Raw genomic sequence first — 23,315 nt, 5'->3', positions numbered from 1 at the left:
CGGCCGTCCGACGGGACGGCCGGACTCACTCGCGCACGGGCTCGGGCGGGCCGCAGGTGCCGAGACAGTCCGCCGCGCAACGGTTCAGACAGTCGCCCGCCGCGTAGGACGGCACGTCCCGGCAGACGTCGGCACAGAGCTGGGAGCACAACGTGTCGCAGTACATGTCGAGTTGGGCGTACAGCCGGTCACCGGCCCCGCCCCGCCGGGCGAGCGGGACGGGAGCCGCCGGGACGAAGCCGGGAACGGTCATGTCGGCTCATAGGGGCCGTAGCAGTTCTCCGCGATGCACTCCCGCACGCAGGCGGCGGGGTTCCAGGCGCGCCTGCACTGAACCCGGCACACCCCTCCGAGCTCCTCCTCACAGGTGATGAACTGGGGCACGACCCGGTCACCGGCCGGGGCGGGCGGGTCCGTCGTGGTGAATCCTGGCAGGCTCATGTCGGATCACCTCTCCCACTTCTCCTCGCAGAGCTGCGCCACGCACTTCCGCACGCACGCGCCGGGGTCGTGGGCACGGCGGCAGCGGTGGCGGCAGACCGGCCTCAGTTCCTCCTCGCAGGTGAACTGCTGAGAAACCATCAGGTCACCGGCGTGCGCTCCGGTTGCCGTCGGTCCGACGGCGAATCCGGGGATACGCATGTCCCTTCGCCTCTTTCCTCTCTTGTCTCTCTCGTGTCCTTGTGTCGCTCACCGGGTGTAGTAGCGCTGGATGGGGGTCACCCGGAAGGGGAAGAGCCCCGCGAGACCCACGCGGACGAACCACTTCTCGGTGACGTTGGTCTGGCGGTGGGTGTACGAGAAGACGACCGTGATGACGGTCTGCGACCCCACGCTGAGCCGGGAGAAGTCCGCCTCCACCGCGGACAGGACGAAGCCCTCGGAGCGCATCTCACTGGTCTTGCGGTAGATCTCCTGCTCCCGCACCGTCAGGTAGTTGAGAGCCCGGTGGGCCGGGTCGAGGCCCGCGTTGTTGTTGAGCTGGAGCACCCGGTCGAGGACCTCCCTGGCGGTCTTCTCGAACCCCTTGCGGGAGGTGTCCGCGGGGCGGTCGATCGCCTCGATCAGCTCCCGGCTGTCGAAGGCCCAGATCTTCTCGACATGGACGACCGGCACGGAGAGTCCCTGACAGGCGCCCGGCGGCAGAAGGGGGCCGAGGGTGCCGACGACTACGGCGAGGTCGCGGTAGTCCCGGACCGGGCGCAGGGCCTCCACGAGGTCGTCCAGGTCGGCCGGGTCCACGGGTTCCAGGACGTAGGTGTCGACTCCCTGCACGGACAGGACGTAACACATCTGCCGGGCCAGGTAGCGGTTCTCGGGTGCGGACAGGACGCGGTGGACGGCGTCGGCGTCACTGGCGTCACGGGCTCCTCCGGCGCCGGCCGCCTGCAAGAACTCGTGCTGGACTGAGAGATCGGGAAAGACGGCGCGCACCTGGCCGAGGACATACACGTAGCCGGGGGTGGTGTCCGCGCCGTGCCCCGCTCCGCCGCCGTCGTGGGAGCCGGACCCGGCGCACCCGCAACAGGCCTGTGTGACGCCGGACTCGACGGGCAGCGGGTGGGGGTCCGGATCGAACGACGCGGGGGGCGCGGCGGGCACGGTCCGTGTCCCGGTGCCGGTGTCCGGCGGAGGGCTCGCGTCTGTGGCGCCGTCTGTGATCTCGGGGTCCATGGGTCGGTCACTCCTCACGCGGGCTCTGTAGGACTCCCGGTCCGGAGCGGTCGCGCACCGGGCCGCCTGGTCGTGCACGCGCCGTGCGCGCTGCTCAGCGTTCGCGCCCGCCACCGATCGTCATCCACTGGTTCAACGCCTCGGCCCGGCGGCCACAGCCGCCGCAGGGCCGGATCCCCATCGCGGTGGTCACCCGGGCGACCGCGTCGCCCAGTCCGATCTCCGCGTCGTCGTGGGCGAAGCCGGGGATACGGACGCGGTGGCGGGACTTGCCGTGACGGGACTCCCGGCCGCTCGTTGCGCCGTCAACCATCTAGCTCACATCCCGGTGTTGACCGATCTCACTCGGCGCCCCCGACACGTCCCCACCCCCCTTCCACTGTCCTCCTGCGGTTCCTGGGACGCACCTCGACCGGACAGCCCCGGCGCCGCCCCGCCCACGGCGGACGCGGCAGGGCCCGCCACCCCGGGCTGGGGTGGCGGGCCCTGAAGGTCGACCGCGGCGGCCTCGCTGCCGCCGCTCACGGAAGGTCAGCCGGTCGTCCACCACACGGTCGTGTCCCCCGGCAGCTTCGCCTCGTCGTCGGCCACCGTCAGTTCGCCGCTGGCGACCAGGACGCGACCGTACGCGGGGATCCGTACCGCCTCGCTCGTGGTGTTGGCGACGCACACGACGTCTCCCCGGCGGAAGGCCAGGACGCCGGCGGGGGCCTTCAGCCACTCCACCGAGTCGCCCGCGCCGAGGGCGCGCTGTTCGCGGCGGACGGACAGGGCCGTGCGGTACAGCTCCAGGGTCGAGTCCGCGACGCCCGTCTGGGCCTCCACGCTCAGCTCGGCCCAGTCGGCGGGCTGCGGCAGCCAGGAGCCGCCGGAGCCGAAGCCGTACGACGAACCGGCGCGGGTCCACGGGATCGGCACCCGGCAGCCGTCGCGGAAGCCGTCCTGGCCGGCGCCCCGGAAGTACGCGGGGTCCTGGCGGACCTCGTCCGGGAGGTCGACGACGTCGGGGAGGCCGAGTTCCTCGCCCTGGTAGACGTAGGCCGAGCCGGGCAGCGCCAGCATCAGCAGCGAGGCGGCGCGGGCGCGGCGCAGCCCCAGGGCGCGGTCGCCCGCGAGGCGGATCTGCGTGCCGAGGCCCGGTTCGTTGGCGAAGCGCGTCGCGTGCCTGGTCACGTCGTGGTTCGACAGCACCCACGTCGCGGGGGCGTTGACCGGGCGCATCGCGTCCAGGGTGCGGTCGATGACGGCCTTCAGCTCCGCCGCGTCCCAACTCGTGCTCAGATACTGGAAGTTGAAGGCCTGGTGCAGCTCGTCGGGGCGGACGTAGTTCGCGGTGCGTTCGACCGTCGGCGTCCATGCCTCCGCGACGAAGATGCGGTCCCCCGCGTATTCGTCCAGCACCAGGCGCCATTCGCGGTAGATCGCGTGGACGCCGTCCTGGTCGAAGAAGGGCATGACATCGTTGCCCAGCAGTTTCAGCTGGTCGTGGGCGCCGAGGTCGGGCAGGCCGTCCGCCTTGACCAGGCCGTGGGCGACGTCGATACGGAAGCCGTCGACGCCGATGTCCAGCCAGAAGCGGAGGATGGAGCGGAACTCGTCGCCGACCGCCGGGTGCTCCCAGTTGAAGTCGGGCTGCTCCGGGGCGAAGAGGTGCAGGTACCACTCGCCCGGGGTGCCGTCCGGTTCCGTGACCCGCGTCCATGCCGGCCCACCGAAGATGGACTCCCAGTCGTTCGGCGGGAGTTCACCGCTCGCTCCCTTGCCGGGGCGGAAGTGGTAGCGCTCGCGCAGCGGTGAACCGGGACCCTCCGCCACCGCCCGCCTGAACCACTCGTGCTGGTCGGAGGAGTGGTTGGGGACCAGGTCGACGATGATGCGCAGGCCCAGCTCGTGGGCGTCGCGGATCAGGGCGTCCGCGTCCAGGAGCGACCCGAACATCGGATCCACCGCGCGGTAGTCGGCGACGTCGTACCCGGCGTCGGCCTGCGGGGAGGCGTAGAAGGGGCTGAGCCACACGGCGTCGATGCCGAGGTCGCGCAGGTACGGGAGTCGGGACCGCACGCCCTCCAGGTCGCCCATGCCGTCGCCGTTGCTGTCGGCGAAGCTGCGCGGATAGACCTGGTAGATCACCGCGTCGCGCCACCAGTCGCTGCGCGGGGTGGTGGCGCGGGCAGAGGTCGGGGCCGGGTCGGCTGCGGAGTGCTGCTGGCTCATGGCGTCCTTGGTGCGTAACGGGGTCATGTGGTCAGAAGGTCTTGGGATCTGCGGTGCCGGGGTACCGGCGTTCCGGCGAGGCGGTCGCGGTGGCAGCGGGGTCGGATGGCCACCGCGACCGCCTCGGGTCTTTGGGCGCCCCTGTAGGGGCGCGGGGAACTGCGCGAGAAGCCCCACCGGAGCCGCGGACAGCAGACGGCCGACGCCGACGCCATCTCGCGGCCCGGCCGGGCGGTCAGCCCTTCGTGCCGCCCGCGGTCAGTCCGGTCACCAGGTTCTTCTGCACCAGGTAGAAGAACGCGGAGACGGGGATCGCGACCAGCACGGCGGTGGCCGCCATCAGGTTGCGCTGGGCGTCGTGCTCGCTGACGAAGCTCTGCAGACCGACGGCGAAGGTGTACTTCGTGTCGGACAGCATGAACGTCGAGGCGAAGGCGACCTCCCCGAACGCGGTGATGAAGCTGTAGAACGCGGCGACCGCGAGACCCGGCTTGGCCAGCGGCAGGATCAACCGGGCGAAGGTGCCGAAGGGGGAGAGTCCGTCCACGCGGCCCGCCTCGTCGATCTCGAAGGGGATCGTGTCGAAGTAGCCCTTGAGCAGCCAGGCGCAGTACGGCACGGCCGTCGAGCAGTAGACGAGGACGAGGCCGAGGTAGCTGTCGACGAGCCGCAGTTCCGAGAGGATCTCGTACATCGGCACCATCAGGACGGCCACGGGGAACATCTGCGTGACCAGAAGCACCCACATGAACTTCCGGTAGCCCGGGAAGCGCATGCGGGAGACGGCGTAACCGGTGGTCGCCGCGATCAGGACCCCGATGACGGTGGTGCCGAGCGAGACGACGAGGGTGCTGACCAGCCAGTCGAAGAACGGTGTCTCCTGGAGCACGTGCGAGTAGTTGGCAAAGGTCATTTTGCCGAAGATGCGCCCAGGATGCAGGTAATCGTCCTTGTCCGGTCCGAGGGACAGGAAGACCAGCCAGGCGATGGGGAAGAGGGCGGCCAGGCTCGCCACGACGAGGATCGTGTGCGCGGCGAGAGAGCCGGCGAGGCTGTTCTCGCCGCGCCTGCGGGTCCTGCGCGGGGCGGCGGTTGTCGGCGTCGCGTCCGCCGGAGCCTTGGTCTCAACGGTGGTCGTACTCATGGGGGCTCCTGCCTCAGATCGCGAGCTGCTGCTCATCGCGGTTCAGCCAGCGGCGGTAGACGGAGGTGAAGACGATCAGGATGGCCAGCAGCAGGATGCCGTAGGCCGCCGACTGCGCGAAGTCACGCGGCTGCTGCCCGAAGCCGAGGTAGTAGGCCCAGGTCACGAGGATCTGCGCCTCGGGCGCGGTGTCGCCGAACAGCAGGAAGATGACGGCGAACTGGTTGAACGTCCAGATCACGCCGAGGAGGACGACGGTGGAGCTGACCGAGCGCAGGCCCGGCAGCGTGACGTAGCGGAAGCGCTGCCAGGGGCTCGCGCCGTCCATCTCCGCCGCCTCGTAGAGCGAGGAGTCGATGGACTGCAGCCCGCCGAGCAGCGAGACCATCATGAACGGCACGCCGCACCAGGTGTTGACCATGATCGCGGCGAACCGCTGCCAGAAGGTGTCCTCCAGCCACAGCGGGGTCGGCAGGTGCAGTGCGTCGAGGCCTGCGTTGATCACACCGCCGTCGGCGAGCATGAACCGCCAGCCGAACACGGTGACGAAGGTGGGCACGGCCCACGGCAGGACCAGGATCAGCCGGTAGAAGGTGCGGCCGCGCAGCTTCTGGTTGAGCAGCAGCGCGAGGCCGAGTCCGATGACGTAGTGCAGGGCGACGCAGAGCGCCGTCCAGACGATCGTCCAGATGAAGTGCGACCAGAAGCGGTCGTACGACGTCGGGCCCCACAGGATGTCGGCGTAGTTGTCGAAGCCGATGAACTCGTAGGTCGCCTCGATGTGGTTGGCGCCGATCGTGCGCGCCGAGTTGAGGCTGTTGGCGTCGGTGAGGGTGAGGTAGAGGCCGCGCGCCAGCGGATACAGCACCAGGACGCCGAGCACGACGACCACGGGGGCGATCATCGCGTACGCGTACCAGTACCGCTGGTACGACTGCCTCAGACGCGACAGCGGGCCCGGGCGCCCGCCCGGTTCACCTCGGCGCTTGCCGGTCGCTCGGTCGATGGCGACTGTCATCGTTCGACACCTTCTGGAAGATCACGGGAAGATCGGGGGCGGGCCTGCGGGGGCCGGGCCGCTCGGCGGCCCGGCCCACGGCATCACTTGCTGTAGTCCGGGACCAGCTTGGCGATCGCGGTCTCCGCGTTGCCGAGGCCCTTGTCCAGGGACTCCTTGCCGCCGGCGATCGCGAGCAGCTCGGTGTCGAGCGGGCCCCACAGCGAGCTGTACTCGGGCAGCTCGGGGCGCGGCTGGGCGGCGGCGAGGACGGTCTGGTAGCCGGCGATGCCCGGGTCGGCCTTCACCTCGGCGGTGTAGGCGTCGTCGCGCGTGGGCAGCGTGGAGTTCTTCAGGGCGATGGTCTCCTGGGACTTCGCCGAGGTCATGAAGTCGACGAACTTCAGCGACGCCTCCTGGTGCGCCTTGTCCGAGCCGGCGTACACGGAGAGGTTGTGGCCGCCGGTCGGGGCGCCCGCCTTGCCGGTGGAACCGGCCGGGACGGTGGCGATGCCCAGGTTGGCCTTGTCCTTGAACGCCGAGCCCTTGTAGAAGTTGGTGATCTCCCACGGCCCCTGGACGATCGAGGCGACCTTGCCGTTGACGAAGGCGTCCTGGATGTGGGCGTAGGCGTCGGCGGTGGTGTCCGCCTTGTGCAGGCCCTTGCCGTCGAAGAGGTCCAGCCAGGTGCCGTACGCCTTCTTGGCCTCGGCGGAGTTCACGGTGATCTTCTTCTGCGCGACGTCGACGGTGTCGGTGCCCTCGCCGTGGAGGAAGGACTGGGCGTAGTAGGCCTGGGTGGAGCCCCAGTAGCCGTCGACGCCGGTCTTGTCCTTGACGGTGGCGGCGGCCTTCTTCAGGTCGTCCCAGCTCTTGGGGGCCTCGGTGATGCCGGCCTTCTCGAAGAGCGCCTTGTTGTAGACGAGCGCGAGGGTGTCGGTGACGAACGGGACGCCGTAGGTCTTGCCGTCGTACTGGGCCTGCTTGATCAGGTTGGGCTGGAACTTGTCCTGGTCCTTCAGGGCCTCGGTGCCGTCCAGCGGCAGGAAGAAGCCCTTCTTGGCGAAGGCGGGGGTCCAGCCGACCTCGGAGCGCAGGATGTCCGGGGCGCCCGTGGCACCGGCGGCGGTGTCGAACTTGTTCTGCGCCTGGTCGAACGGCACGTTGACGTACTTGACCTTGATGTCCTTGTTGGCGGCCTCGAACTCCTTGACCAGGGCCTTGTACGTCGGCGCCTCGTTGGTGGCGTTGGAGGTGTCCCACCAGGTGATGGTGACCGGACCGTCGGCCGAGTCGCCGCTGTCACTTCCGCCGCAGGCCGTCGCCGCGAGGGCGATCGACGCCACCAGCGCGGTGGCCGCTATGCCACGCCGCATGAGATCTCCTTGAGGGTGAAAGCCCGTGTGCTGGGCGGAGGGCCCCGTCCGCCGCTCCTGCCGAGTTCCGGCCGCGCCATCGCCGCCGCCGGGCGAGGCCGAACGTAACAGCGTTGTAAGCGCGACGAAAGACCTTGCTGCAAAAAATTGCAACGGTGGGGGATGGTTACCGGCCCGTGACCTGTGCTCGACTTGGCCGAAACCTGATATCAGGGCCGCTCAGCGGGGGTTCACGAGGCTGTGCAAGACTCTGCAAGCTCTTGCCACCACCGGCAGGGGCGGCCATCATCACCCTGTCAGCGCCTTGCGAAGGTCATCCCTTGCGCACGCGGGGCGCCTCCACGGACACCGACCAGAATCACGAGGGACCGCGATGACGCAGCAGCCCGCGGTGGGCCGCATCCCCGCCCGCCCGCGACGCCGGGCCGGTGGGCAAGCGCAGGTCCGGCCGGTACAGTCCAGTGCTGTGACCACACGGCTTGCCGACATCGCAGCCCAGGCGGGGGTCAGCGAGGCGACTGTCAGCCGCGTCCTGAACGGGAAGCCGGGCGTCGCCGCGACCACTCGCCAGTCCGTTCTGGCCGCCCTCGACGTGCTGGGCTACGAGCGGCCGGTCCGGCTGCGGCAGCGCAGCGCCGGCCTGGTGGGCCTCATAACCCCGGAGCTGGAGAACCCCATATTCCCGGCCCTGGCGCAGGTCATCGGCCAGGCGCTGACCCGGCAGGGGTACACCCCGGTGCTCGCCACCCAGACCCCCGGCGGATCCACGGAGGACGAGCTGACGGAGATGCTCGTCGACCGGGGGGTCGCCGGCATCATCTTCGTCTCCGGTCTGCACGCCGACACCTCGGCCGACATGCAGCGTTACGAGCAACTGCGGGCCCAGGGCGTGCCGTTCGTCCTCGTCGACGGTTTCTCGCCGAAGGTGCAGGCCCCCTTCATCTCGCCGGACGACCGGGCGGCGATGTCCCTGGCGGTGACGCATCTGGTGTCGCTGGGGCACACCCGGATAGGTCTGGCGCTGGGCCCGAAGCGCTTCGTGCCGGTGCAGCGCAAGATCGAGGGCTTCGTCCGCACGATGCAGGACCAGCTGGGGCTGGCGGCCGCGACCGTGGAGTCCGAACTCGTCCAGCACTCCCTCTACACCCTGGAGGGCGGCCAGGCGGCGGCCATGGCACTCATCGACCGGGACTGCACGGCGGTGGTGTGCGCCAGCGACATGATGGCGCTGGGTGCCATCCGGGCGGCCCGGCAGCGGGGACTGGAGGTCCCGGACGACGTCTCGGTCGTCGGCTTCGACGACTCCCCGCTGATCGCCTTCACCGACCCGCCGCTGACGACCGTCCGCAAGCCGGTCCCGGCGATGGGACAGGCGGCGGTGCGTACGCTGCTGGAGGAGATCGGTGGGACTCCGGCACCGCACAGCGAGTTCGTGTTCATGCCGGAACTGGTGGTGCGGGGGTCGACCGCCTCGGCGCCCGGGGACCGGTCTCGTACCTGAGACGGAGACATGGGGGGACGATGCGGTACGTACGGAGGAGAGGGCTCTCGGCACTACCCCGACGAACGTGCGTGATGAACCCGACCAGAGGATGATCGGTGGGGTACCGGATTTCTGGCAGACTCTGTGCCCATGGGTGAAACGACCGTGACGACACTGGAGGAAGGCCGGGAGCAGGCCGCTCCGCGGTCCGTCACGGACGCGCCGGAGCAGAGGCTCCTGCACCGGCTGAGGGTTCCCCGTAGGCCTCGTATCTGGTTCGAGATCCTGCTGATCGCGGTGAGTTACTGGACGTACTCCCTGATCCGCAACGCGGTCCCCGAGCAGAGGACGCAGGCGCTGGAGAACGCCGACTGGATCTGGAGGATGGAGCACCACCTCGGGATCGCGGTCGAGGAGACGATCAATCACTCCGTGAACTCGGTGACGTGGCTGATCGTCGGCATGAACTACTACTACGCGACCCTGCACTTCATCGTCACGCTCGGTGTCCTCGTGTGGATCTACCGTAGTCATCCGGGGCGTTACGCGGCGACGCGTCTGGTCCTCTTCGCCACCACCGCCGTGGCCCTGGTCGGCTACTACTTCTATCCGCTGGCCCCGCCCCGCCTGATGACCGGCGAGAGCTTCATCGACACCGTCGTCGTCCATCAGACCTGGGGCTCCATGGCCTCGGGCGACCTGAAGAACATGTCGAACCAGTACGCGGCGATGCCGTCCATGCACATCGGGTGGTCGCTGTGGTGCGGGCTCACGATCTTCGCGCTGGCGTCGGTGCCATGGGTGCGGGTGCTGGGCCTGCTCTATCCCACGCTGACGCTCGTGGTCATCGTCGCCACCGCCAACCACTTCTGGCTGGACGCGGTCGGCGGCATGCTCTGCCTGGCCTTCGGCTTCGCCGTGGCCCGGATCTGGTACGGCGCCCTGCCGTACGCGCTGCCCCGCCAGGTGACGGGGGGCATCCGGGAACCGGAACCGGACCCGGCACCGGTCAAGGCGTAGCGCCGGCGGCTTCCCTGAGGGCCCTGACGAACGTGCGCAGGGCGGGCTGCGGGGGAGCCGTCCCGCGTACGGCCGCGTGGATGGAACGCAGGGGTTCCGGGCCCGTGAAACGGCGAACGACCACGTCCGGGTGGGTGCTGCCGAGGCCGAGCCGGGGGATGAGACCGACGCCGAGCCCCGCTGCCACGAAGCCCTGGGCGGTCGCGTAGTCCTCGCTCTCCACCACGAAGCGGGGCCGGAAGCCGGCCTCGGCGCACGCCTCCAGCTGGGCGTCCAGGCACGGCCCCGGCCATTCGCTGCCCACCCACGGCTCGTCGGCGAGGTCGGACAGGGCCAGCTCCGGCCGGTCGGCGAGGGGGTGCGCGGCGGGCAGGACGGCGGCGTAGGTGTCGTCGAGCAGGTGCAGCAGCCGTACGCCGTCGGGGTCGGCGCCGCGCGGCCGTACGACGAGCGCGAGGTCGGCCCGCCCCTCCCGGACCGCCGGGAGCGGGTCGTCGGGGTCGATGAGCTTCAGTTCGACACGGACGCCGGGGTGCTCGGCGCGCAGCCGAGCGACGGCGGGGGCCACCAGGGAGGCCCCGGCCGTGGCGAAGTACCGCACGGCCAGTCGCCCCGTGCGCCCGGTCCGCAGATCGGCCAGGGCGGCCTCCGCCTCGGCGACCTGCCGCCCGATCGCCCCCGCGTACTCGGTGAGCACCAGCCCGGCCTCCGTGGGCCGCACCCCCCGCCCGACCCGCTCCAGCAGGGCGATCCCGGTCTCCTTCTCCAGGGCGGCGATCTGCTGGCTGATCGCGGACGGGGTGTAGCCGAGGGCGCTCGCCGCGGCCGTCACCGAGCCACTGGTCACCACGGTCCTGAGCACCTGCATCCGCCGCACATCCATCATGTAGCTCAGCTTAAAGGTGTCCGCACCATTCTTCGCTTGTCCTTATGTGTCTCGGTGCCCGACCGTGGAGCACATGCCTCTCGCGTCCACGCTCCGTATGGCCCTCCTCGCTCTGCTCTGGGGCTCGGGCTTCCTCTGGATCAAGCTCGCCCTCGACCACGGCATGTCCCCGCTCCAGATCACGGTCGCGCGCTGCGCGCTGGGCGCGGCGGTCCTGCTGGCCCTCGCCCTGGCCGCCCGCCAGCGTCTGCCGCGCGACCGCCGGACCTGGGCCCATCTACTGGTCGCCGCCTTCTTCTGCAACGCCCTGCCGTTCGCGCTCTTCGGCATCGGCGAGCAGACCGTCGACTCCGGCACGGCGGGTGTCCTCAACGCGACGACCCCGCTGTGGGCCCTGCTCCTCGGCCTCGTCCTCGGGACCGACCGGCCCCTCTCCCCCGCCCGCGTCGCCGGTCTCCTCCTCGGTTTCACCGGCGTCCTGCTGATCTTCGCGCCCTGGCAGCAGGCGGGTCTGATGACCGGGGGCGCGCTCGCCCTGCTCGGGGCGGCCGTCAGCTACGCGGTGGCCTTCGCGTACATGGGCCGCCATCTGACGGGCCGCGACGCGCCGCTCGCCGTCTCCGCCGCGCAGCTGCTGACGGCGACGGGGTGGGCGGCGGCCGGGTGGGCGACGACGGGGTGGGCGGCGGACGCCCGGCCCGCGGGGGCCGCCGGTGCGTCCGGGGCGGATCCGACCGCCCTGCTCGCGGTGGCCGTCCTGGGGATCTTCGGGACGGGGATCACCTTCTACCTCAACTACCGCCTGATCGCGGACGAGGGAGCGACGAGCGCGGCGACGGTCGGCTATCTGCTGCCCGTGGTGTCGGTCGCGCTGGGGGCGCTGTTCCTCGACGAGCGGGTGGGCACCCGGGTGATCGTGGGGATGGCGGTGGTCCTGGCGGGGGTGGCCCTGACCAGGCCGCGCCGAGCCGCCGGGCCCGCCGGCGGTGAGGGTGCCGACCTCACCGCCGGGGACGAGGGTGCCGACCTCACCCCCCGTAGAACAACTCCTCCACCACGCCCCGAGCCCGTCGGGTGATCCGGCGGTAGTCGTCGAGCATGTCGCCCACATGCCCCGGGCCGTACCCCAGGTACCGGCCGACGGCGGCGAGTTCGCGGCCGTGGGAGGGGAAGGTGTCGCCCGCGCGGCCCCGGACGAGCATCACGGCGTTGCGGACGCGGGTGGCCAGCACCCAGGCCTCGTCCAGGGTGGCCGCGTCCTCGGCGCTCACCAGGCCGGCCTCGCGGGCGGCGGCCAGCGCCTCGCGGGTGCGGGTCGTGCGCAGGTCCGGCTCGCGGTGGCCGTGCTGGAGCTGGAGGAGCTGGACGGTCCACTCGACGTCGGAGAGGCCGCCGCGGCCGAGCTTGGTGTGCAGCGTCGGATCGGCACCGCGCGGCAACCGCTCCGACTCCATACGGGCCTTGATGCGCCGGATCTCGCGCACCGCGTCGTCACCGAGCCCGTCCGCCGGGTAGCGCAGCGGATCGACGAGGTCGACGAAGCGGCGGCCCAGCTCCATGTCCCCCGCGACCGGTTCGGCGCGCAGCAGGGCCTGCGACTCCCACACCAGCGACCACCGGCGGTAGTAGGCCTCGTACGACTTCAGCGTCCGTACGAGCGGGCCGGTCTTGCCCTCGGGTCGCAGGTCCGCGTCGATGAGGAGGGGCGGGTCGGCGCTCGGCGCCTGGAGCAGCCGGCGCATCTCGGAGACGACCGCGTTCGCGGCGCGGGCCGCCTCTTGTTCGTCGGCGCCCTCCCGGGGTTCGTGGACGAACAGCACGTCGGCGTCGGAGCCGTAGCCCAGTTCGTGGCCGCCGAAGCGGCCCATGCCGATCACCGCGAAGCGGGTGGGGAGGGCCTCGCCCCAGCCCTCGCGGACCACGGCCCGCAGGGTGCCCGCGAGGGTCGCGGCCGTGAGGTCGGAGACCGCGCCGCCGACGAGATCCACCAGGGCACCCTGGTCGGCGGTCACGGGGGACGCCTCGGTGCCGTAGGAGCCGACGATGTCCAGGGCGGCCGTACGGAACAGCTCCCGGCGGCGCACGCCACGCGCGGCCGTGACACCCTGCTGGGCGCCGTCGGCCCGGCCCACGGCGGCGAGGATCTCCTGTTCCAGCAGGACGCGTCCACGGGGTTCGAGACCGCCCGCGCCCCCGGCGACACCGTCCCCGTCGCCGAGGAGGGAGACCGCCTCGGGAGCGCGCATGAGGAGGTCGGGGGCCAGGCGCCCCGCGGAGAGCACCCGGGCCAGGTTCTCCGCCGCCGCGCCCTCGTCGCGCAGCAGCCGGAGATACCAGGGCGTTCGGCCGAGGGCGTCGGAGACCTTGCGGAAGCCCAGCAGACCCGCGTCCGGGTCGGCGGAGTCGGCGAACCAGCCCAACAGGACGGGCAGCAGCGTGCGTTGGATCGCGGCCTTGCGGGAGACACCGGAGGCCAGGGCCTCCAGGTGGCGCAGGGCCGCGGCGGGGTCGGCGTAGCCGAGGGCGACGAGGCGTTCGCGGGCCGCGTCCGCGCTCAACCGGGTCTCCCCCGGGGCGAGTTGGGCGACGGCGTCGAGGAGCGGACGGTAGAAGAGCTTCTCGTGCAGTCGTCGTACGACGGCCGCGTGGCGCCGCCACTCTCGGTTCAGCTCGGCGATCGGGTCGGTGCGCAGGCCGAGCGAACGGCCGATGCGCCGCAGGTCGTCCTCGCCCTCGGGGACGAGGTGGGTGCGGCGCAGCCGGTAGAGCTGGATGCGGTGCTCCATGGACCGCAGGAAGCGGTAGGCGGCGTCGAGCTGGGCCGCGTCCGCCCGGCCCACGTACCCGCCGGCGGCCAGCGCGCCCAGCGCGTCGAGGGTGGTCCCGCTGCGCAGCGACGTGTCGGCGCGTCCGTGCACGAGCTGGAGCATCTGGACGGCGAACTCGACGTCCCGCAGCCCGCCCGGACCGAGCTTGAGCTGACGGTCGACCTCGGCGGCGGGGATGTTCTCGACGACCCGGCGGCGCATGCGCTGCACGTCGGTGACGAAGTTCTCCCGCTCGGCGGCCTTCCACACGAGCGGTTCGAGCGCGGCGACGTACGCCTCGCCCAGTTCCAGGTCCCCCGCCACCGGCCGGGCCTTGAGCAGCGCCTGGAACTCCCAGGTCTTCGCCCACCGCTGGTAGTACGCCAGATGGCTGCTGAGCGTCCGAACGAGCGGGCCGTTGCGCCCCTCCGGCCGCAGATTGGCGTCGACCGGCCAGATGCTGCCCTCGACGGTCGTCTCGGAGCAGACCCGCATCATGTGCGAGGCGAGCCGGGTGGCGGCCCGGATCGCCTTCTGCTCGTCGGCCCCGTCCGCCGTCTCCCCGACGAAGATGACGTCGACGTCGGAGACGTAATTGAGCTCGTGGCCACCGCACTTGCCCATCGCGATCACCGCGAGCCGGCACAGCGCCGCGTCCTCCGGCGCGGCGGCGCGGGCGATCGCGAGGGCGGCGCGCAGGGTGGCGGTGGCGAGGTCGGCCAGTTCGGCGGCGGTCTGGGCGACGTCCGTCGTGCCGCAGACGTCACGGGCGGCGATGGAGAGCAGACAGCGGCGGTAGGCGACCCGGAGGGAGACGGGGTCGTCGGCCTCCGCGAGCCCCCGCTCGAACTCCTCGACACCCGGATGCAGATCCCGCGGCTCGTACGTCACGAGCGCCTGCCAGTCCTGCGCGTGCCGGGCCAGATGGTCACCGAGCGCGGCGGACGCGCCGAGCACCCCCAGCAGCCGGTCCCGCAGCGGCTTGGCCGCTATCAACGTGTCCAGCACCGCCCGCCGGGACGTACGGTCCGGCTGCGCCTCCAGCAGCCGGACGAGGCCCAGCAGCGCGAGGTTCGGGTCGGCGGTCGCCCCGAGCGCGTCCAGCAGGACCGGGTCGCCTCGTACGGCGGACAGTTCCTCGCTCTCCAGCAGCCGCTCGGCAGCGCCGGCGTCGGTGAAACCGTGCCGCAGCAGTCGCGAGAACGTGCTGCTCCTGCGCCCCGGCGCCGTCATCCCAGGCCTCCCGTCGGATCAAGCCCGCTCGTCCACTCGTCCGCCCACCCGATCGCCCGACTCCGCCGATCAAGGTCGTACGGCACGAGCCTAACCGCAGTGCCTGGCCGAAGCGCCGGTCGGCCGGGGGCGGGGGCGGGTTCGGCGGCGTCGGCGGCGTCGGCCGATCCCCGGGGCCCGGGGCGGGCCGGCGGTCTGTACTCCGGTCCGCCGCCGCGGGTCGGTACTCCGATCCGGACCGGTCGCGTCCGCCGGGCCCGCGGCTACCCTGCGGAGGTGGCCGGTCGACAGGACGCGCAGGACGGTGGGGACGGTGCCGTGCGGCGTCCTTCGTGGGGTTCGGTGATGGCGTCGGAGCCGGTGGTGACGACCCTGCTGCTGGAGGCCGTCGGTCTCGTCCTCGCCGGGCTCGTCGTGCTGGTGGGGTGGCCCTTCGGGTGGCTGCCCGATCCCGGTCTCTTCGCCACGGTGGTCGCCATGACCTCGTGCGGGCCCGCGGTCGAGCTGTTCGGCGCGGGACGACCGCCGCGCGGGCTCGCGGCCGCCGCCGCGTTCCTGACACTGGGAGCGGTGGCCCTGCCGGTGGCCGCGGCGGTGAACTGGGCCCTTCCCCCGGCGGCCGACCAGGGCATCGGACTCGTCGTCGGCTGTCTGGTCGGGATACCCGCCGGTGTGGCCGTGCTGGCACGGCGGCTCGGCACGGTGGACAGGGACTGAGCCTCCGGAAGTACGGCGGTTCTCGGCTCTTCGACGTACGCGACGGCTGGTTTCGGCACGGTGCGGGGCGGGCTTTCGTCTTCTCGGTGGCGCCCGGCACGGTTTTCGGCTTCGGTTGGGGAGAGCCGTCCGGCCGGACGCGGTGGCGGTCCGGCCGAGGCGGAGAGTCAAGGGCGACTTGGAGGACCAGGGATGCAGTACACGCTCGAAGTGATTCCACTGCCGGTGAGCGACATCGACCGGGCCCGGGACTTCTACCGGGACAAGGTCGGTTTCCACGTCGACATCGACCAGGAGGTCATGCCGGGCATGCGGATCGTCCAGCTGACTCCCCCGGGCTCCGGCTGTTCGATCGCCCTCGGCGACGCCATCTGGGACATGGCCCCGGGTTCCAAGCCGGCCCCCGGCTCGTACCAGGGCCTTCAGCTCTGTGTCGCCGACATCAAGGCCGCCCACGCCGAACTCCTCGAACGCGGCCTCGACGTCTCCGAGCCCGTCCAGTACGCCCCCGACGACGGCGCCACCTTCATGTACTTCAAGGACCCGGACGGCAACGGCTGGGCGATCCAGGAGTACCGGCGCCGCGTCACGGAGCCGCTGCACCAGGTCCTGGCCGACCTGGCGGGACAGCAGTAGTCCGACGGCGGTCCGACGGGACGGCGGCGGCCGAGGGGACGGCGGCGGCTCCACGGGGAATTCGCTCGCGGCTCCCGCCCCGGGGGTGACAGGGTGCCGCGCATGGCTCCCCCGTACGAGATCCGCGCCGACCACGACGCCCGCACGATCGTGGTGTACCAGGCGTACGCACCCGCGATCGCCGACGCGGCGCTGCGGGCCGGCCGTTTCGTCGAGCCGTTCTCGTTCCGTCGGATGACGTGGCTCAAGCCGTCGTTCCTGTGGCTGATGCACCGCAGCAACTGGGCCCGCAAGCCCGGCCAGGAGCGGGTGCTCGCGGTACGCATCACCCGTGAGGGGTGGGAGGAGGCGCTGTCGCGAGCCGTGCCGACGACGGCGGATCCGGCGGCGGTGGCCCGGGCCGACGTCCACGTCCAGTGGGACCCGGAGCGCTCGGCGCGCGGGGCCGCGCTGAACCACTACAGCATCCAGGTGGGCATCGGCCGCCGGCTGATCCGCACCTTCACCGACGAGTGGGTCGTCGGCCTCACGGACCTCACCCCTCAGGTCCACAAGGCCGCGGCCCTGGTGCGGTCCGGGCAGACCGCGAAGGCCCAGCGCCTGTTCCCGTCCGAACGCGTCTACACGCTGCCCCCGGCGCTGGACGGCCTCCGCACTCCGCGCCCCGGGACGAGCCGCCTCCCGAACCGGTGAGGGGAGCGGTCGGCGTCCGGTGGCCGTACTGTCGGATCCGTCACCGAGGAGGCTCCTGATGCGCAGCGTGACCTATTCGATGAACGTCTCCCTGGACGGCTACATCGTCGGGCCGGACGGCGATTTCGACTGGCCGGGGTTCGACGAGGAGATCTTCCGCTTCTGGATCGACGAGATCCGGGACGTCGGCGTCCACCTGATGGGACGGCGGCTGTACGAGACGATGCTGTACTGGGAGACCGCCGCCCAGGACCCCGCGCTCGGCGAGGCGGAGCGGGAGTGGGTCGCGCTCTGGAACCCGCTGCCGAAGGTGGTGTTCTCCAGGACGCTGTCGGCGGTGGAGGGCCGGGCCCGCCTGGCCTCCGGCGGCCCGGCCGAGGAGATCGAGCGGTTGCGCGCGGAGCCGGGCGAGGGCGAGATCGCGATCGGCGGCGCGACGCTCGCCGCCCAGGCGTCCGACGCGGGCCTGATCGACGAGTACCGGGCCATGGTCTACCCGGTGCTGGTCGGCGGCGGCACCCCCTTCTTCCCCCGCCACGAACACCGGCTGGACCTCGAACTGGTCGAGACCCGCACCTTCGCCTCGAAGGTCGTCTACCTCCGCCACCGCGTGGTCCGCTAGGGAGTGCTTGCAACGGGGCGAAGTGGCGTGCGTCCGTCCCCGAGCGGAGAATTTTCGGAGGGACGTCTCTGCCGTGCGGAGGTGCCATGACGGATCCGCTCACCCTTCTGTGGCAGGCACGCCGGGGTCCCGTGCCGGCCGACTGGCGTGTGTTCACCAAGAGGCGGGGCAAGCTGTCCGGCTTCTTCCACGGCACATCGGACGATCCGGACCCGCTGCTGGTGATCACGCCGGACTGCGCCGTCGAGTACATCAGCGAACGCAAGCCCCTGAAGATCGTCGTCTTCCAGGACGTGGCCGAGATGAAGCTGCGGGTGGCCAGTTCTGATTCGTCGGCCGCCGTCTCCACGTGGGTCGACCTTCGCTACCTCGACGGCAACAAGGCGAAGTGGCGGTCCCCCGGCTTCGACCTGGAGGCGATCCAGGGCTTCATCGAGGCCTACGGCGTCCACAAGGCGTACCACGGGTACGCGTGAGCCTGCGGGAATCCACGAGGTGGGCCCGATCCCGTCCGAAGCGGCCGCGACGGGGACGGGGCCGGCGGTCGACAACCGCGGGCCCCGTTCACTCGCCGCCACAAAGGGCTCGGCCCTGCCCCTACAGCACCGGCAGGTTCTTCCGCAGCTCGAAGGCCGTGACCTCGCTGCGGTACTCCTCCCACTCCTGGCGCTTGTTGCGCAGGAAGAAGTCGAAGACGTGTTCGCCGAGGGTCTCGGCGACGAGGTCGCTGCGTTCCATGAGGGAGAGCGCCTCGCCCAGGTTCTGCGGGAGCGGCTCGATGCCCATCGCGCGGCGTTCCGCGTCCGAGAGGGCCCAGACGTCGTCCTCGGCGCCCGGCGGCAGCTCGTACCCCTCCTCGATGCCCTTGAGGCCGGCGGCCAGCAGCATGGCGTAGGCGAGGTAGGGGTTCGCGCCGGAGTCCAGGGAGCGGACCTCGACCCGGGCCGAGCCCGTCTTGCCGGGCTTGTACATGGGGACGCGGACCAGGGCGGAGCGGTTGTTGTGGCCCCAGCAGATGTACGACGGGGCCTCGCCGCCGGCGCCGGCGGTGCGCTCGGAGCCGCCCCAGATGCGCTTGTAGGAGTTGACCCACTGGTTGGTGACGGCGGCGATCTCGGCGGCGTGCTTCAGCAGGCCCGCGATGAAGGAGCGGCCGACCTTGGAGAGCTGGTACTCCGCGCCGGACTCGTAGAACGCGTTGCGGTCGCCCTCGAAGAGGGAGAGGTGGGTGTGCATGCCCGAGCCCGGGTGCTCGGAGAACGGCTTGGGCATGAACGTCGCCTGGACGCCCTGCTCCAGCGCCACCTGCTTCATGACCAGGCGGAACGTCATGATGTTGTCGGCGGTGGAGAGCGCGTCGGCGTAGCGCAGGTCGATCTCCTGCTGGCCGGGGGCGCCCTCGTGGTGGGAGAACTCGACCGAGATGCCCATGGACTCCAGCATGGTGATCGCCTGGCGGCGGAAGTCCATGCCGACGTTCTGCGGGGTGTGGTCGAAGTAGCCGGAGTTGTCGGCCGGGGTCGGGCGGGAGCCGTCGACCGGCTTGTCCTTCAGCAGGAAGAACTCGATCTCGGGGTGGGTGTAGAAGGTGAAGCCCAGGTCGGAGGCCTTCGCCAGCGACCGCTTCAGCACGTACCGGGGGTCCGCGAAGGACGGGGAGCCGTCCGGCATGAGGATGTCGCAGAACATCCGGGCAGTGCCGGGGGCCTCCGCGCGCCACGGCAGGACCTGGAAGGTCGACGGGTCCGGCTTGGCGATCATGTCGGACTCGTACACCCGGGCGAAGCCCTCGATGGCCGAGCCGTCGAAGCCGATGCCCTCGTCAAACGCCTGTTCCAGCTCGGCAGGGGCCACGGCCACCGACTTCAGGAAGCCCAGCACGTCCGTGAACCACAGGCGTACGAAACGGATGTCGCGCTCCTCCAACGTACGGAGCACGAACTCCTGCTGCTTGTCCATCTTCCGCTTCCACCCATTCCTTGCTGGTCAGGCCGCCTGGCTCCCGAGCCACGGGAGGCGGTCGGGCACCTGAGCATCCCACCACAACACCATTTCGCGCGCGTTGCGCACCTTGATCGGCATTCGGACGTCCCGCGGAACGCCCGGCGTACGGCAGGTGTACCGCTCGCTCCGCCGCTCAACCGCTCTGCCGCCCATCTTGCCTGCTCGCGCCGACATCCGTAACGCCCACGTGGACGGACATCCGCCGGGCGTCCGTCACGCCTGCCCCGAAAGTCGGGCGGCATCCGTGGCCTGGGGGCAGCATGGGAGACGGGATCCCTCGTTTACGAGAGGGAGCGGATCAACTTACGATCAGTCGATCCGACCGTCCCATCCGACCCATCCCCCACTAAGGACACATCCCATGGCCGCCAAGACCAACAGCAGCGGGGACCGCAAGGCGCGCATCGAGGCGATGCGCCGTGCCGAGCGCTCCCGTGAGCGCCGGAACCGGATCCTCACGATCGGCGCCAGCGTGCTGATAGTCGCCGGCCTCGTCGTGGGCGGGACGGTCCTGATCCGCTCGCAGTCCGACGACAACGGCGGCGACAGTGTGGCCAGTGACTCCAAGTCGAAGGGCAAGTGGGAGACCGGCTCGGACGGCGTGAAGACCTGGAGCACCAAGCTCACCCAGAACCACGTCACCAAGTCCGTGACGTACCCGATGGAGCCCCCGGTGGGCGGCGACCACAACCCGGTCTGGCAGAACTGCAACGGCGACGTCTACGACAAGGCGATCAAGAACGAGAACGCCGTGCACTCGCTGGAGCACGGGGCGGTCTGGGTGACGTACAACGACAAGGCCTCCGAGGCCGACGTCAAGGCGCTCGCGGAGAAGGTCAAGAAGACCCCGTACACGCTGATGAGCCCGGTCGAGGACCAGAAGGACCCGATCATGCTCAGCGCCTGGGGCCACCAGCGCACGGTGACCGGCGCGAAGGACCCGAACGTCGACAAGTTCTTCGCGAGCTACGTCCAGGGCGAGCAGACGCCCGAGCCGGGTGCCGCCTGCACCAACGGCATCTCCTAGCGGCGACGGCACTGGCACAGTGGGAAGCATGAAGCACATCGGTTGGATCGCCTCCGGGGCCGCGGCGGTGCTCGTCGCTGCCGGGGCGATCACTTACGCGGTCGCCGACGGTGACGACTCCGGTCTGAAGGCCCCCGCCGCCGACTCCGCCGACGCGGGGTTCGCCCGGGACATGGCCGTCCACCACCAGCAGGCCGTCGAGATGTCGTACATCGTGCGCGACCGGACGGACGACGAGGAGGTCCGGCGGCTCGCGTACGACATCGCGCAGACGCAGGCCAACCAGCGCGGCATGATGATCGGCTGGCTCGACCTCTGGGGTCTGCCGAAGGTGTCGTCCGAGAAGCCGATGGCCTGGATGGGCATGGGCGACATGGCCTCCGGCGAGGACGGCTCGCTGATGCCGGGGATGGCGACCGATGCGGAGATGGAGAAGCTCGGCAAGCTGAACGGCAAGCAGGCCGAGATCTTCTTCCTCCAGCTGATGACCGACCATCACAAGGGCGGCATCCACATGGCGGAGGGCTGTGTCTCCGCGTGCACGGTCGGCGTCGAGAAGAAACTCGCCCAGGGCATGGTGAACGCCCAGGAGTCCGAGATCTCCTTGATGACGGGCATGCTCAAGGAGCGGGGCGCCGCTCCGCGGTCCTGACGGTCCGTCGCCGTTCGCGCGGCCCCGGGGGCGTATGGCCGCGATTCCCTTGCGCATACGGTCCCTTGGGGCGGCGATACATGCGCTTGACGGGTTCTTTGGGCAGCCGTGCCCCGTGGCATTCCCTGGCATGAACGGTTCATCGCGAGAGTTGCGATCAACCGCATTCCAGGGGGTCATCCATGCGAACCAAGAGGTCCGGGCGTGCCGCGCTGCTCGCCGCCGGTGTGCTCGTGCTCGGCATCCCCGCCGCACACGCCTCGACCGTCTCGACCGGCCCCGGCCGGGACACGCTGAAGGGCACCAGACCCGCGTGGGCCACGGCCGAGGCCGACGCGGGGGCCACCACGAACAGTTCCGAGGTCTCCGCGCGCGTCTATCTGGCCGGCCGGGACGCCGCCGGGCTCTCGGCGTACGCCGAGGCCGTGTCCGACCCGTCGTCCCCGTCGTACGGGAAGTTCCTGAGCGCCGCGCGCACGCAGGCGCGTTTCGGGGCCACCGGGGCGCAGGTGAAGGCGGTGACGGCATGGCTGAAGGGCGCCGGGCTGACCGTCACCGGCACGAATCGGCACTACCTGTCGGTGACCGGTGACGTCGCCGCCGCCGAGCGCGCCTTCGGCACCCAGCTGCACAACTACCGCAAGGGCAAGCACACCTACCGCGCCCCGGCGAAGGCCGCCTCCGCGCCCGCCGGCCTGAACGGCGCCGTGCTGACCGTGACCGGTCTGGACACCGCACCCCACCGGGCCACCCACGACGATCAACTGCCGCCGCCGGACACGGTGTTCCGCAACGCCGGGCCCTTCTCCTCGTACTACGGCTCGAACACCGCGAGCACGCTGCCCGACGCCTACGGCACGAAGATCCCGTACGCGGTGAAGGGGTACACGGGCAAGCAGCTGCGGGCGGCGTACGGGGCGGGGAACCGTACGGGCAAGGGGGTGCGGGTCGCCATCACGGACGCGTACGCCTCGCCGACCATCGCCTCCGACGCGGCCACCTACGCGAGCCGGCACGGTGACGCGGCCTACCGGGGCGGGCAGTTGCGGCAGGTGCTGCCGAAGACGTACACGGCGACCGAGGAGTGCTCGGCGTCCGGCTGGTACGGCGAGGAGACCCTCGACGTCGAGGCCGTGCACGCGGTCGCGCCGGCCGCGGACATCACCTACGTCGGCGCCGCGTCCTGCCACGACGACGATCTGCTCGACGCGCTCGGGAAGATCGTCGACGGGCATCTCGCCGACCTCGTCTCCAACTCCTGGGGCGACATCGAGGCCAACCAGACCCCTGACCTCGCCGCCGCCTACGACCAGGTCTTCCAGCTGGGCGCGGTCGAGGGCATCGGCTTCTACTTCTCCTCCGGGGACGACGGCGACGAGGTCGCGAACACCGGCACCAAGCAGGTCGACACCCCGGCGAACTCGGCGTGGGTGACGGCGGTCGGCGGCACGTCGCTGGCGGTCGGCAAGGGCGACGCGTACCTGTGGGAGACCGGCTGGGGCACCCTCAAGGCCACCCTGGCGGACGACGGCGGAAGTTGGACGGACTTCCCCGGCGCCTTCACCTCCGGCGCGGGCGGCGGGACCAGCCGGACCGTGCCTCAGCCCTTCTACCAGCGGGGCGTCGTACCGAAGGCGCTCGCGACAGCGAACGGGGCCGTGCCGATGCGTACGGTGCCGGACGTCGCGGCGGTCGCCGACCCGAACACCGGGTTCCTGATCGGGCAGACGCAGTCGCTGCCCGCGGGCGGGCAGGCGTACGACGAGTACCGGATCGGCGGCACCTCGCTCGCCGCCCCGGTCATGGCGGGTGTGCAGGCGCTGGCCCAGGAGGCCCACGGCGGCCGTCCGCTGGGCTTCGCCAATCCGGCGATCTACGCCCGGTACACGGCCTCGGGGTACGGCGCGAAGGTGTTCCACGACGTCACCGACCACCCCACGGGCGGCACCGGGCTCGCGGTGGCCCGGGTGGACTTCGTCAACCAGCACGACGCGGGCGACGGGCTCGCCACCTCCGTCCGCACGCTGGGCGCCGACAGCTCGCTGCACGCGGTGCGCGGGTACGACGACGTGACCGGGGTGGGGTCGCCGGCCAAGGGCTACGTGGAGTCGTACCGCCGGTAGATCGGCG

At 71.1% G+C, this 23,315-nt stretch carries 23 protein-coding genes; 11 read left to right on the top strand and 12 right to left on the bottom strand.

The annotated features are described in order from the left end of the window. Positions 1-25: 25 nt before the first annotated feature. From ACZ52C_RS02100 to ACZ52C_RS02060, 9 genes are all read right to left on the bottom strand, one after another. The gene (locus tag ACZ52C_RS02100) at positions 26-253 is read right to left on the bottom strand and encodes a hypothetical protein (protein ID WP_469072965.1); all 228 of its coding nucleotides are present in this window, start codon (positions 251-253) and stop codon (positions 26-28) included. After that, a complete protein-coding gene (locus ACZ52C_RS02095) occupies positions 250-441 on the bottom strand; it encodes a hypothetical protein (RefSeq protein ID WP_469072964.1) in 192 nt (63 codons plus the stop codon). Before ACZ52C_RS02095 ends, ACZ52C_RS02100 begins: the two co-directional genes overlap by 4 nt. Before the next feature lie 6 nt (positions 442-447). After that, positions 448-642 carry a hypothetical protein gene (locus ACZ52C_RS02090; RefSeq protein WP_469072963.1) on the bottom strand — a complete coding sequence of 65 codons (195 nt, stop codon included), beginning with the start codon at positions 640-642 and terminating at the stop codon, positions 448-450. A 48-nt stretch (positions 643-690) separates the two neighbouring features. Continuing rightward, on the bottom strand, positions 691-1,674 hold the full coding sequence (locus ACZ52C_RS02085) for a cyanobactin maturation protease PatG family protein (protein ID WP_469072962.1): 984 nt from the start codon (positions 1,672-1,674) through the stop codon (positions 691-693). 94 nt (positions 1,675-1,768) lie between these two features. Next, positions 1,769-1,987 carry a hypothetical protein gene (locus tag ACZ52C_RS02080; protein WP_469072961.1) on the bottom strand — a complete coding sequence of 73 codons (219 nt, stop codon included), beginning with the start codon at positions 1,985-1,987 and terminating at the stop codon, positions 1,769-1,771. A gap of 218 nt (positions 1,988-2,205) precedes the next feature. After that, a complete protein-coding gene (locus tag ACZ52C_RS02075) occupies positions 2,206-3,888 on the bottom strand; it encodes a glycoside hydrolase family 13 protein (RefSeq protein WP_469073410.1) in 1,683 nt (560 codons plus the stop codon). A gap of 235 nt (positions 3,889-4,123) precedes the next feature. Further along, positions 4,124-5,032 carry a sugar ABC transporter permease gene (locus tag ACZ52C_RS02070; protein ID WP_469072960.1) on the bottom strand — a complete coding sequence of 303 codons (909 nt, stop codon included), beginning with the start codon at positions 5,030-5,032 and terminating at the stop codon, positions 4,124-4,126. Positions 5,033-5,045: 13 nt separating this feature from the next. Beyond that, on the bottom strand, positions 5,046-6,050 hold the full coding sequence (locus ACZ52C_RS02065; RefSeq protein ID WP_469072959.1) for a carbohydrate ABC transporter permease: 1,005 nt from the start codon (positions 6,048-6,050) through the stop codon (positions 5,046-5,048). Positions 6,051-6,133: 83 nt separating this feature from the next. After that, the gene (locus tag ACZ52C_RS02060; RefSeq protein WP_469072958.1) at positions 6,134-7,405 is read right to left on the bottom strand and encodes an extracellular solute-binding protein; all 1,272 of its coding nucleotides are present in this window, start codon (positions 7,403-7,405) and stop codon (positions 6,134-6,136) included. Between the two features lie 466 nt (positions 7,406-7,871). Between ACZ52C_RS02060 and ACZ52C_RS02055 the strand changes: the two genes are divergently transcribed. Together ACZ52C_RS02055 and ACZ52C_RS02050 are read left to right on the top strand one after the other, a co-directional pair. Then, positions 7,872-8,906, top strand: a complete 1,035-nt coding sequence (locus ACZ52C_RS02055; protein WP_045562851.1) for a LacI family DNA-binding transcriptional regulator — start codon at positions 7,872-7,874, stop codon at positions 8,904-8,906. Positions 8,907-9,038: 132 nt separating this feature from the next. Further along, complete coding sequence (locus ACZ52C_RS02050; RefSeq protein ID WP_469072957.1) at positions 9,039-9,908, top strand: phosphatase PAP2 family protein; 870 nt, start codon at positions 9,039-9,041, stop codon at positions 9,906-9,908. Here the strand turns inward: ACZ52C_RS02050 and ACZ52C_RS02045 are convergent. Beyond that, a complete protein-coding gene (locus ACZ52C_RS02045; protein WP_469072956.1) occupies positions 9,898-10,794 on the bottom strand; it encodes a LysR family transcriptional regulator in 897 nt (298 codons plus the stop codon). The two genes, ACZ52C_RS02050 and ACZ52C_RS02045, sit on opposite strands and share 11 nt — an antisense overlap. Positions 10,795-10,867: 73 nt before the next feature. On the opposite strand from ACZ52C_RS02045, the gene ACZ52C_RS02040 reads away from it, so the two are divergent. Continuing rightward, positions 10,868-11,872 (top strand): DMT family transporter, encoded by a 1,005-nt coding sequence (locus tag ACZ52C_RS02040; RefSeq protein WP_469072955.1) that lies wholly within the window; start codon positions 10,868-10,870, stop codon positions 11,870-11,872. Here ACZ52C_RS02040 and ACZ52C_RS02035 read toward each other — a convergent pair. Next, the gene (locus ACZ52C_RS02035) at positions 11,823-14,834 is read right to left on the bottom strand and encodes a bifunctional [glutamine synthetase] adenylyltransferase/[glutamine synthetase]-adenylyl-L-tyrosine phosphorylase (RefSeq protein ID WP_469072954.1); all 3,012 of its coding nucleotides are present in this window, start codon (positions 14,832-14,834) and stop codon (positions 11,823-11,825) included. The genes ACZ52C_RS02040 and ACZ52C_RS02035 overlap by 50 nt on opposite strands. A gap of 276 nt (positions 14,835-15,110) precedes the next feature. On the opposite strand from ACZ52C_RS02035, the gene ACZ52C_RS02030 reads away from it, so the two are divergent. From ACZ52C_RS02030 to ACZ52C_RS02010, 5 genes are all read left to right on the top strand, one after another. Beyond that, positions 15,111-15,551, top strand: a complete 441-nt coding sequence (locus ACZ52C_RS02030; protein ID WP_469072953.1) for a hypothetical protein — start codon at positions 15,111-15,113, stop codon at positions 15,549-15,551. Positions 15,552-15,743: 192 nt separating this feature from the next. Continuing rightward, on the top strand, positions 15,744-16,187 hold the full coding sequence (locus tag ACZ52C_RS02025) for a VOC family protein (RefSeq protein ID WP_469072952.1): 444 nt from the start codon (positions 15,744-15,746) through the stop codon (positions 16,185-16,187). Positions 16,188-16,289: 102 nt separating this feature from the next. Beyond that, entirely contained in the window at positions 16,290-16,880 is a 591-nt protein-coding gene (locus ACZ52C_RS02020) for a DUF4291 domain-containing protein (protein WP_469072951.1), read from the top strand. Positions 16,881-16,938: 58 nt separating this feature from the next. After that, entirely contained in the window at positions 16,939-17,502 is a 564-nt protein-coding gene (locus ACZ52C_RS02015; RefSeq protein ID WP_469072950.1) for a dihydrofolate reductase family protein, read from the top strand. Between the two features lie 86 nt (positions 17,503-17,588). After that, the gene (locus tag ACZ52C_RS02010; protein ID WP_469072949.1) at positions 17,589-17,978 is read left to right on the top strand and encodes a hypothetical protein; all 390 of its coding nucleotides are present in this window, start codon (positions 17,589-17,591) and stop codon (positions 17,976-17,978) included. A 121-nt stretch (positions 17,979-18,099) separates the two neighbouring features. On the opposite strand, the gene glnA is transcribed toward ACZ52C_RS02010, so the two are convergent. Next, positions 18,100-19,461 carry a type I glutamate--ammonia ligase gene (gene glnA / locus ACZ52C_RS02005; RefSeq protein WP_239753628.1) on the bottom strand — a complete coding sequence of 454 codons (1,362 nt, stop codon included), beginning with the start codon at positions 19,459-19,461 and terminating at the stop codon, positions 18,100-18,102. Positions 19,462-19,867: 406 nt separating this feature from the next. Between glnA and ACZ52C_RS02000 the strand changes: the two genes are divergently transcribed. From ACZ52C_RS02000 to ACZ52C_RS01990, 3 genes are all read left to right on the top strand, one after another. Continuing rightward, positions 19,868-20,533, top strand: a complete 666-nt coding sequence (locus tag ACZ52C_RS02000; RefSeq protein ID WP_469072948.1) for a DUF3105 domain-containing protein — start codon at positions 19,868-19,870, stop codon at positions 20,531-20,533. Between the two features lie 28 nt (positions 20,534-20,561). Then, positions 20,562-21,185 carry a DUF305 domain-containing protein gene (locus tag ACZ52C_RS01995; RefSeq protein ID WP_469072947.1) on the top strand — a complete coding sequence of 208 codons (624 nt, stop codon included), beginning with the start codon at positions 20,562-20,564 and terminating at the stop codon, positions 21,183-21,185. Positions 21,186-21,367: 182 nt separating this feature from the next. After that, entirely contained in the window at positions 21,368-23,308 is a 1,941-nt protein-coding gene (locus ACZ52C_RS01990; RefSeq protein WP_469072946.1) for a S53 family peptidase, read from the top strand. Positions 23,309-23,315: the final 7 nt, after the last annotated feature.

Source organism: Streptomyces sp. NPDC034049 (genome assembly GCF_055575575.1).
This window is presented reverse-complemented; position numbering and strand designations above follow the sequence as displayed.

Excerpts from the sequence above, each read along its gene's own strand:
- ACZ52C_RS02100 (WP_469072965.1), bottom strand. The coding sequence starts at position 253 with ATGACCGTTCCCGGCTTCGTCCCGGCGGCTCCCGTCCCGCTCGCCCGG.
- ACZ52C_RS02095 (WP_469072964.1), bottom strand. The coding sequence starts at position 441 with ATGAGCCTGCCAGGATTCACCACGACGGACCCGCCCGCCCCGGCCGGT.
- ACZ52C_RS02090 (WP_469072963.1), bottom strand. The coding sequence starts at position 642 with ATGCGTATCCCCGGATTCGCCGTCGGACCGACGGCAACCGGAGCGCAC.
- ACZ52C_RS02085 (WP_469072962.1), bottom strand. The coding sequence starts at position 1,674 with ATGGACCCCGAGATCACAGACGGCGCCACAGACGCGAGCCCTCCGCCG.
- ACZ52C_RS02080 (WP_469072961.1), bottom strand. The coding sequence starts at position 1,987 with ATGGTTGACGGCGCAACGAGCGGCCGGGAGTCCCGTCACGGCAAGTCC.
- ACZ52C_RS02075 (WP_469073410.1), bottom strand. The coding sequence starts at position 3,888 with ATGAGCCAGCAGCACTCCGCAGCCGACCCGGCCCCGACCTCTGCCCGC.
- ACZ52C_RS02070 (WP_469072960.1), bottom strand. The coding sequence starts at position 5,032 with ATGAGTACGACCACCGTTGAGACCAAGGCTCCGGCGGACGCGACGCCG.
- ACZ52C_RS02065 (WP_469072959.1), bottom strand. The coding sequence starts at position 6,050 with ATGACAGTCGCCATCGACCGAGCGACCGGCAAGCGCCGAGGTGAACCG.
- ACZ52C_RS02060 (WP_469072958.1), bottom strand. The coding sequence starts at position 7,405 with ATGCGGCGTGGCATAGCGGCCACCGCGCTGGTGGCGTCGATCGCCCTC.
- ACZ52C_RS02050 (WP_469072957.1), top strand. The coding sequence starts at position 9,039 with ATGGGTGAAACGACCGTGACGACACTGGAGGAAGGCCGGGAGCAGGCC.
- ACZ52C_RS02045 (WP_469072956.1), bottom strand. The coding sequence starts at position 10,794 with ATGATGGATGTGCGGCGGATGCAGGTGCTCAGGACCGTGGTGACCAGT.
- ACZ52C_RS02040 (WP_469072955.1), top strand. The coding sequence starts at position 10,868 with ATGCCTCTCGCGTCCACGCTCCGTATGGCCCTCCTCGCTCTGCTCTGG.
- ACZ52C_RS02035 (WP_469072954.1), bottom strand. The coding sequence starts at position 14,834 with ATGACGGCGCCGGGGCGCAGGAGCAGCACGTTCTCGCGACTGCTGCGG.
- ACZ52C_RS02025 (WP_469072952.1), top strand. The coding sequence starts at position 15,744 with ATGCAGTACACGCTCGAAGTGATTCCACTGCCGGTGAGCGACATCGAC.
- ACZ52C_RS02020 (WP_469072951.1), top strand. The coding sequence starts at position 16,290 with ATGGCTCCCCCGTACGAGATCCGCGCCGACCACGACGCCCGCACGATC.
- ACZ52C_RS02015 (WP_469072950.1), top strand. The coding sequence starts at position 16,939 with ATGCGCAGCGTGACCTATTCGATGAACGTCTCCCTGGACGGCTACATC.
- ACZ52C_RS02010 (WP_469072949.1), top strand. The coding sequence starts at position 17,589 with ATGACGGATCCGCTCACCCTTCTGTGGCAGGCACGCCGGGGTCCCGTG.
- glnA (WP_239753628.1), bottom strand. The coding sequence starts at position 19,461 with ATGGACAAGCAGCAGGAGTTCGTGCTCCGTACGTTGGAGGAGCGCGAC.
- ACZ52C_RS02000 (WP_469072948.1), top strand. The coding sequence starts at position 19,868 with ATGGCCGCCAAGACCAACAGCAGCGGGGACCGCAAGGCGCGCATCGAG.
- ACZ52C_RS01995 (WP_469072947.1), top strand. The coding sequence starts at position 20,562 with ATGAAGCACATCGGTTGGATCGCCTCCGGGGCCGCGGCGGTGCTCGTC.
- ACZ52C_RS01990 (WP_469072946.1), top strand. The coding sequence starts at position 21,368 with ATGCGAACCAAGAGGTCCGGGCGTGCCGCGCTGCTCGCCGCCGGTGTG.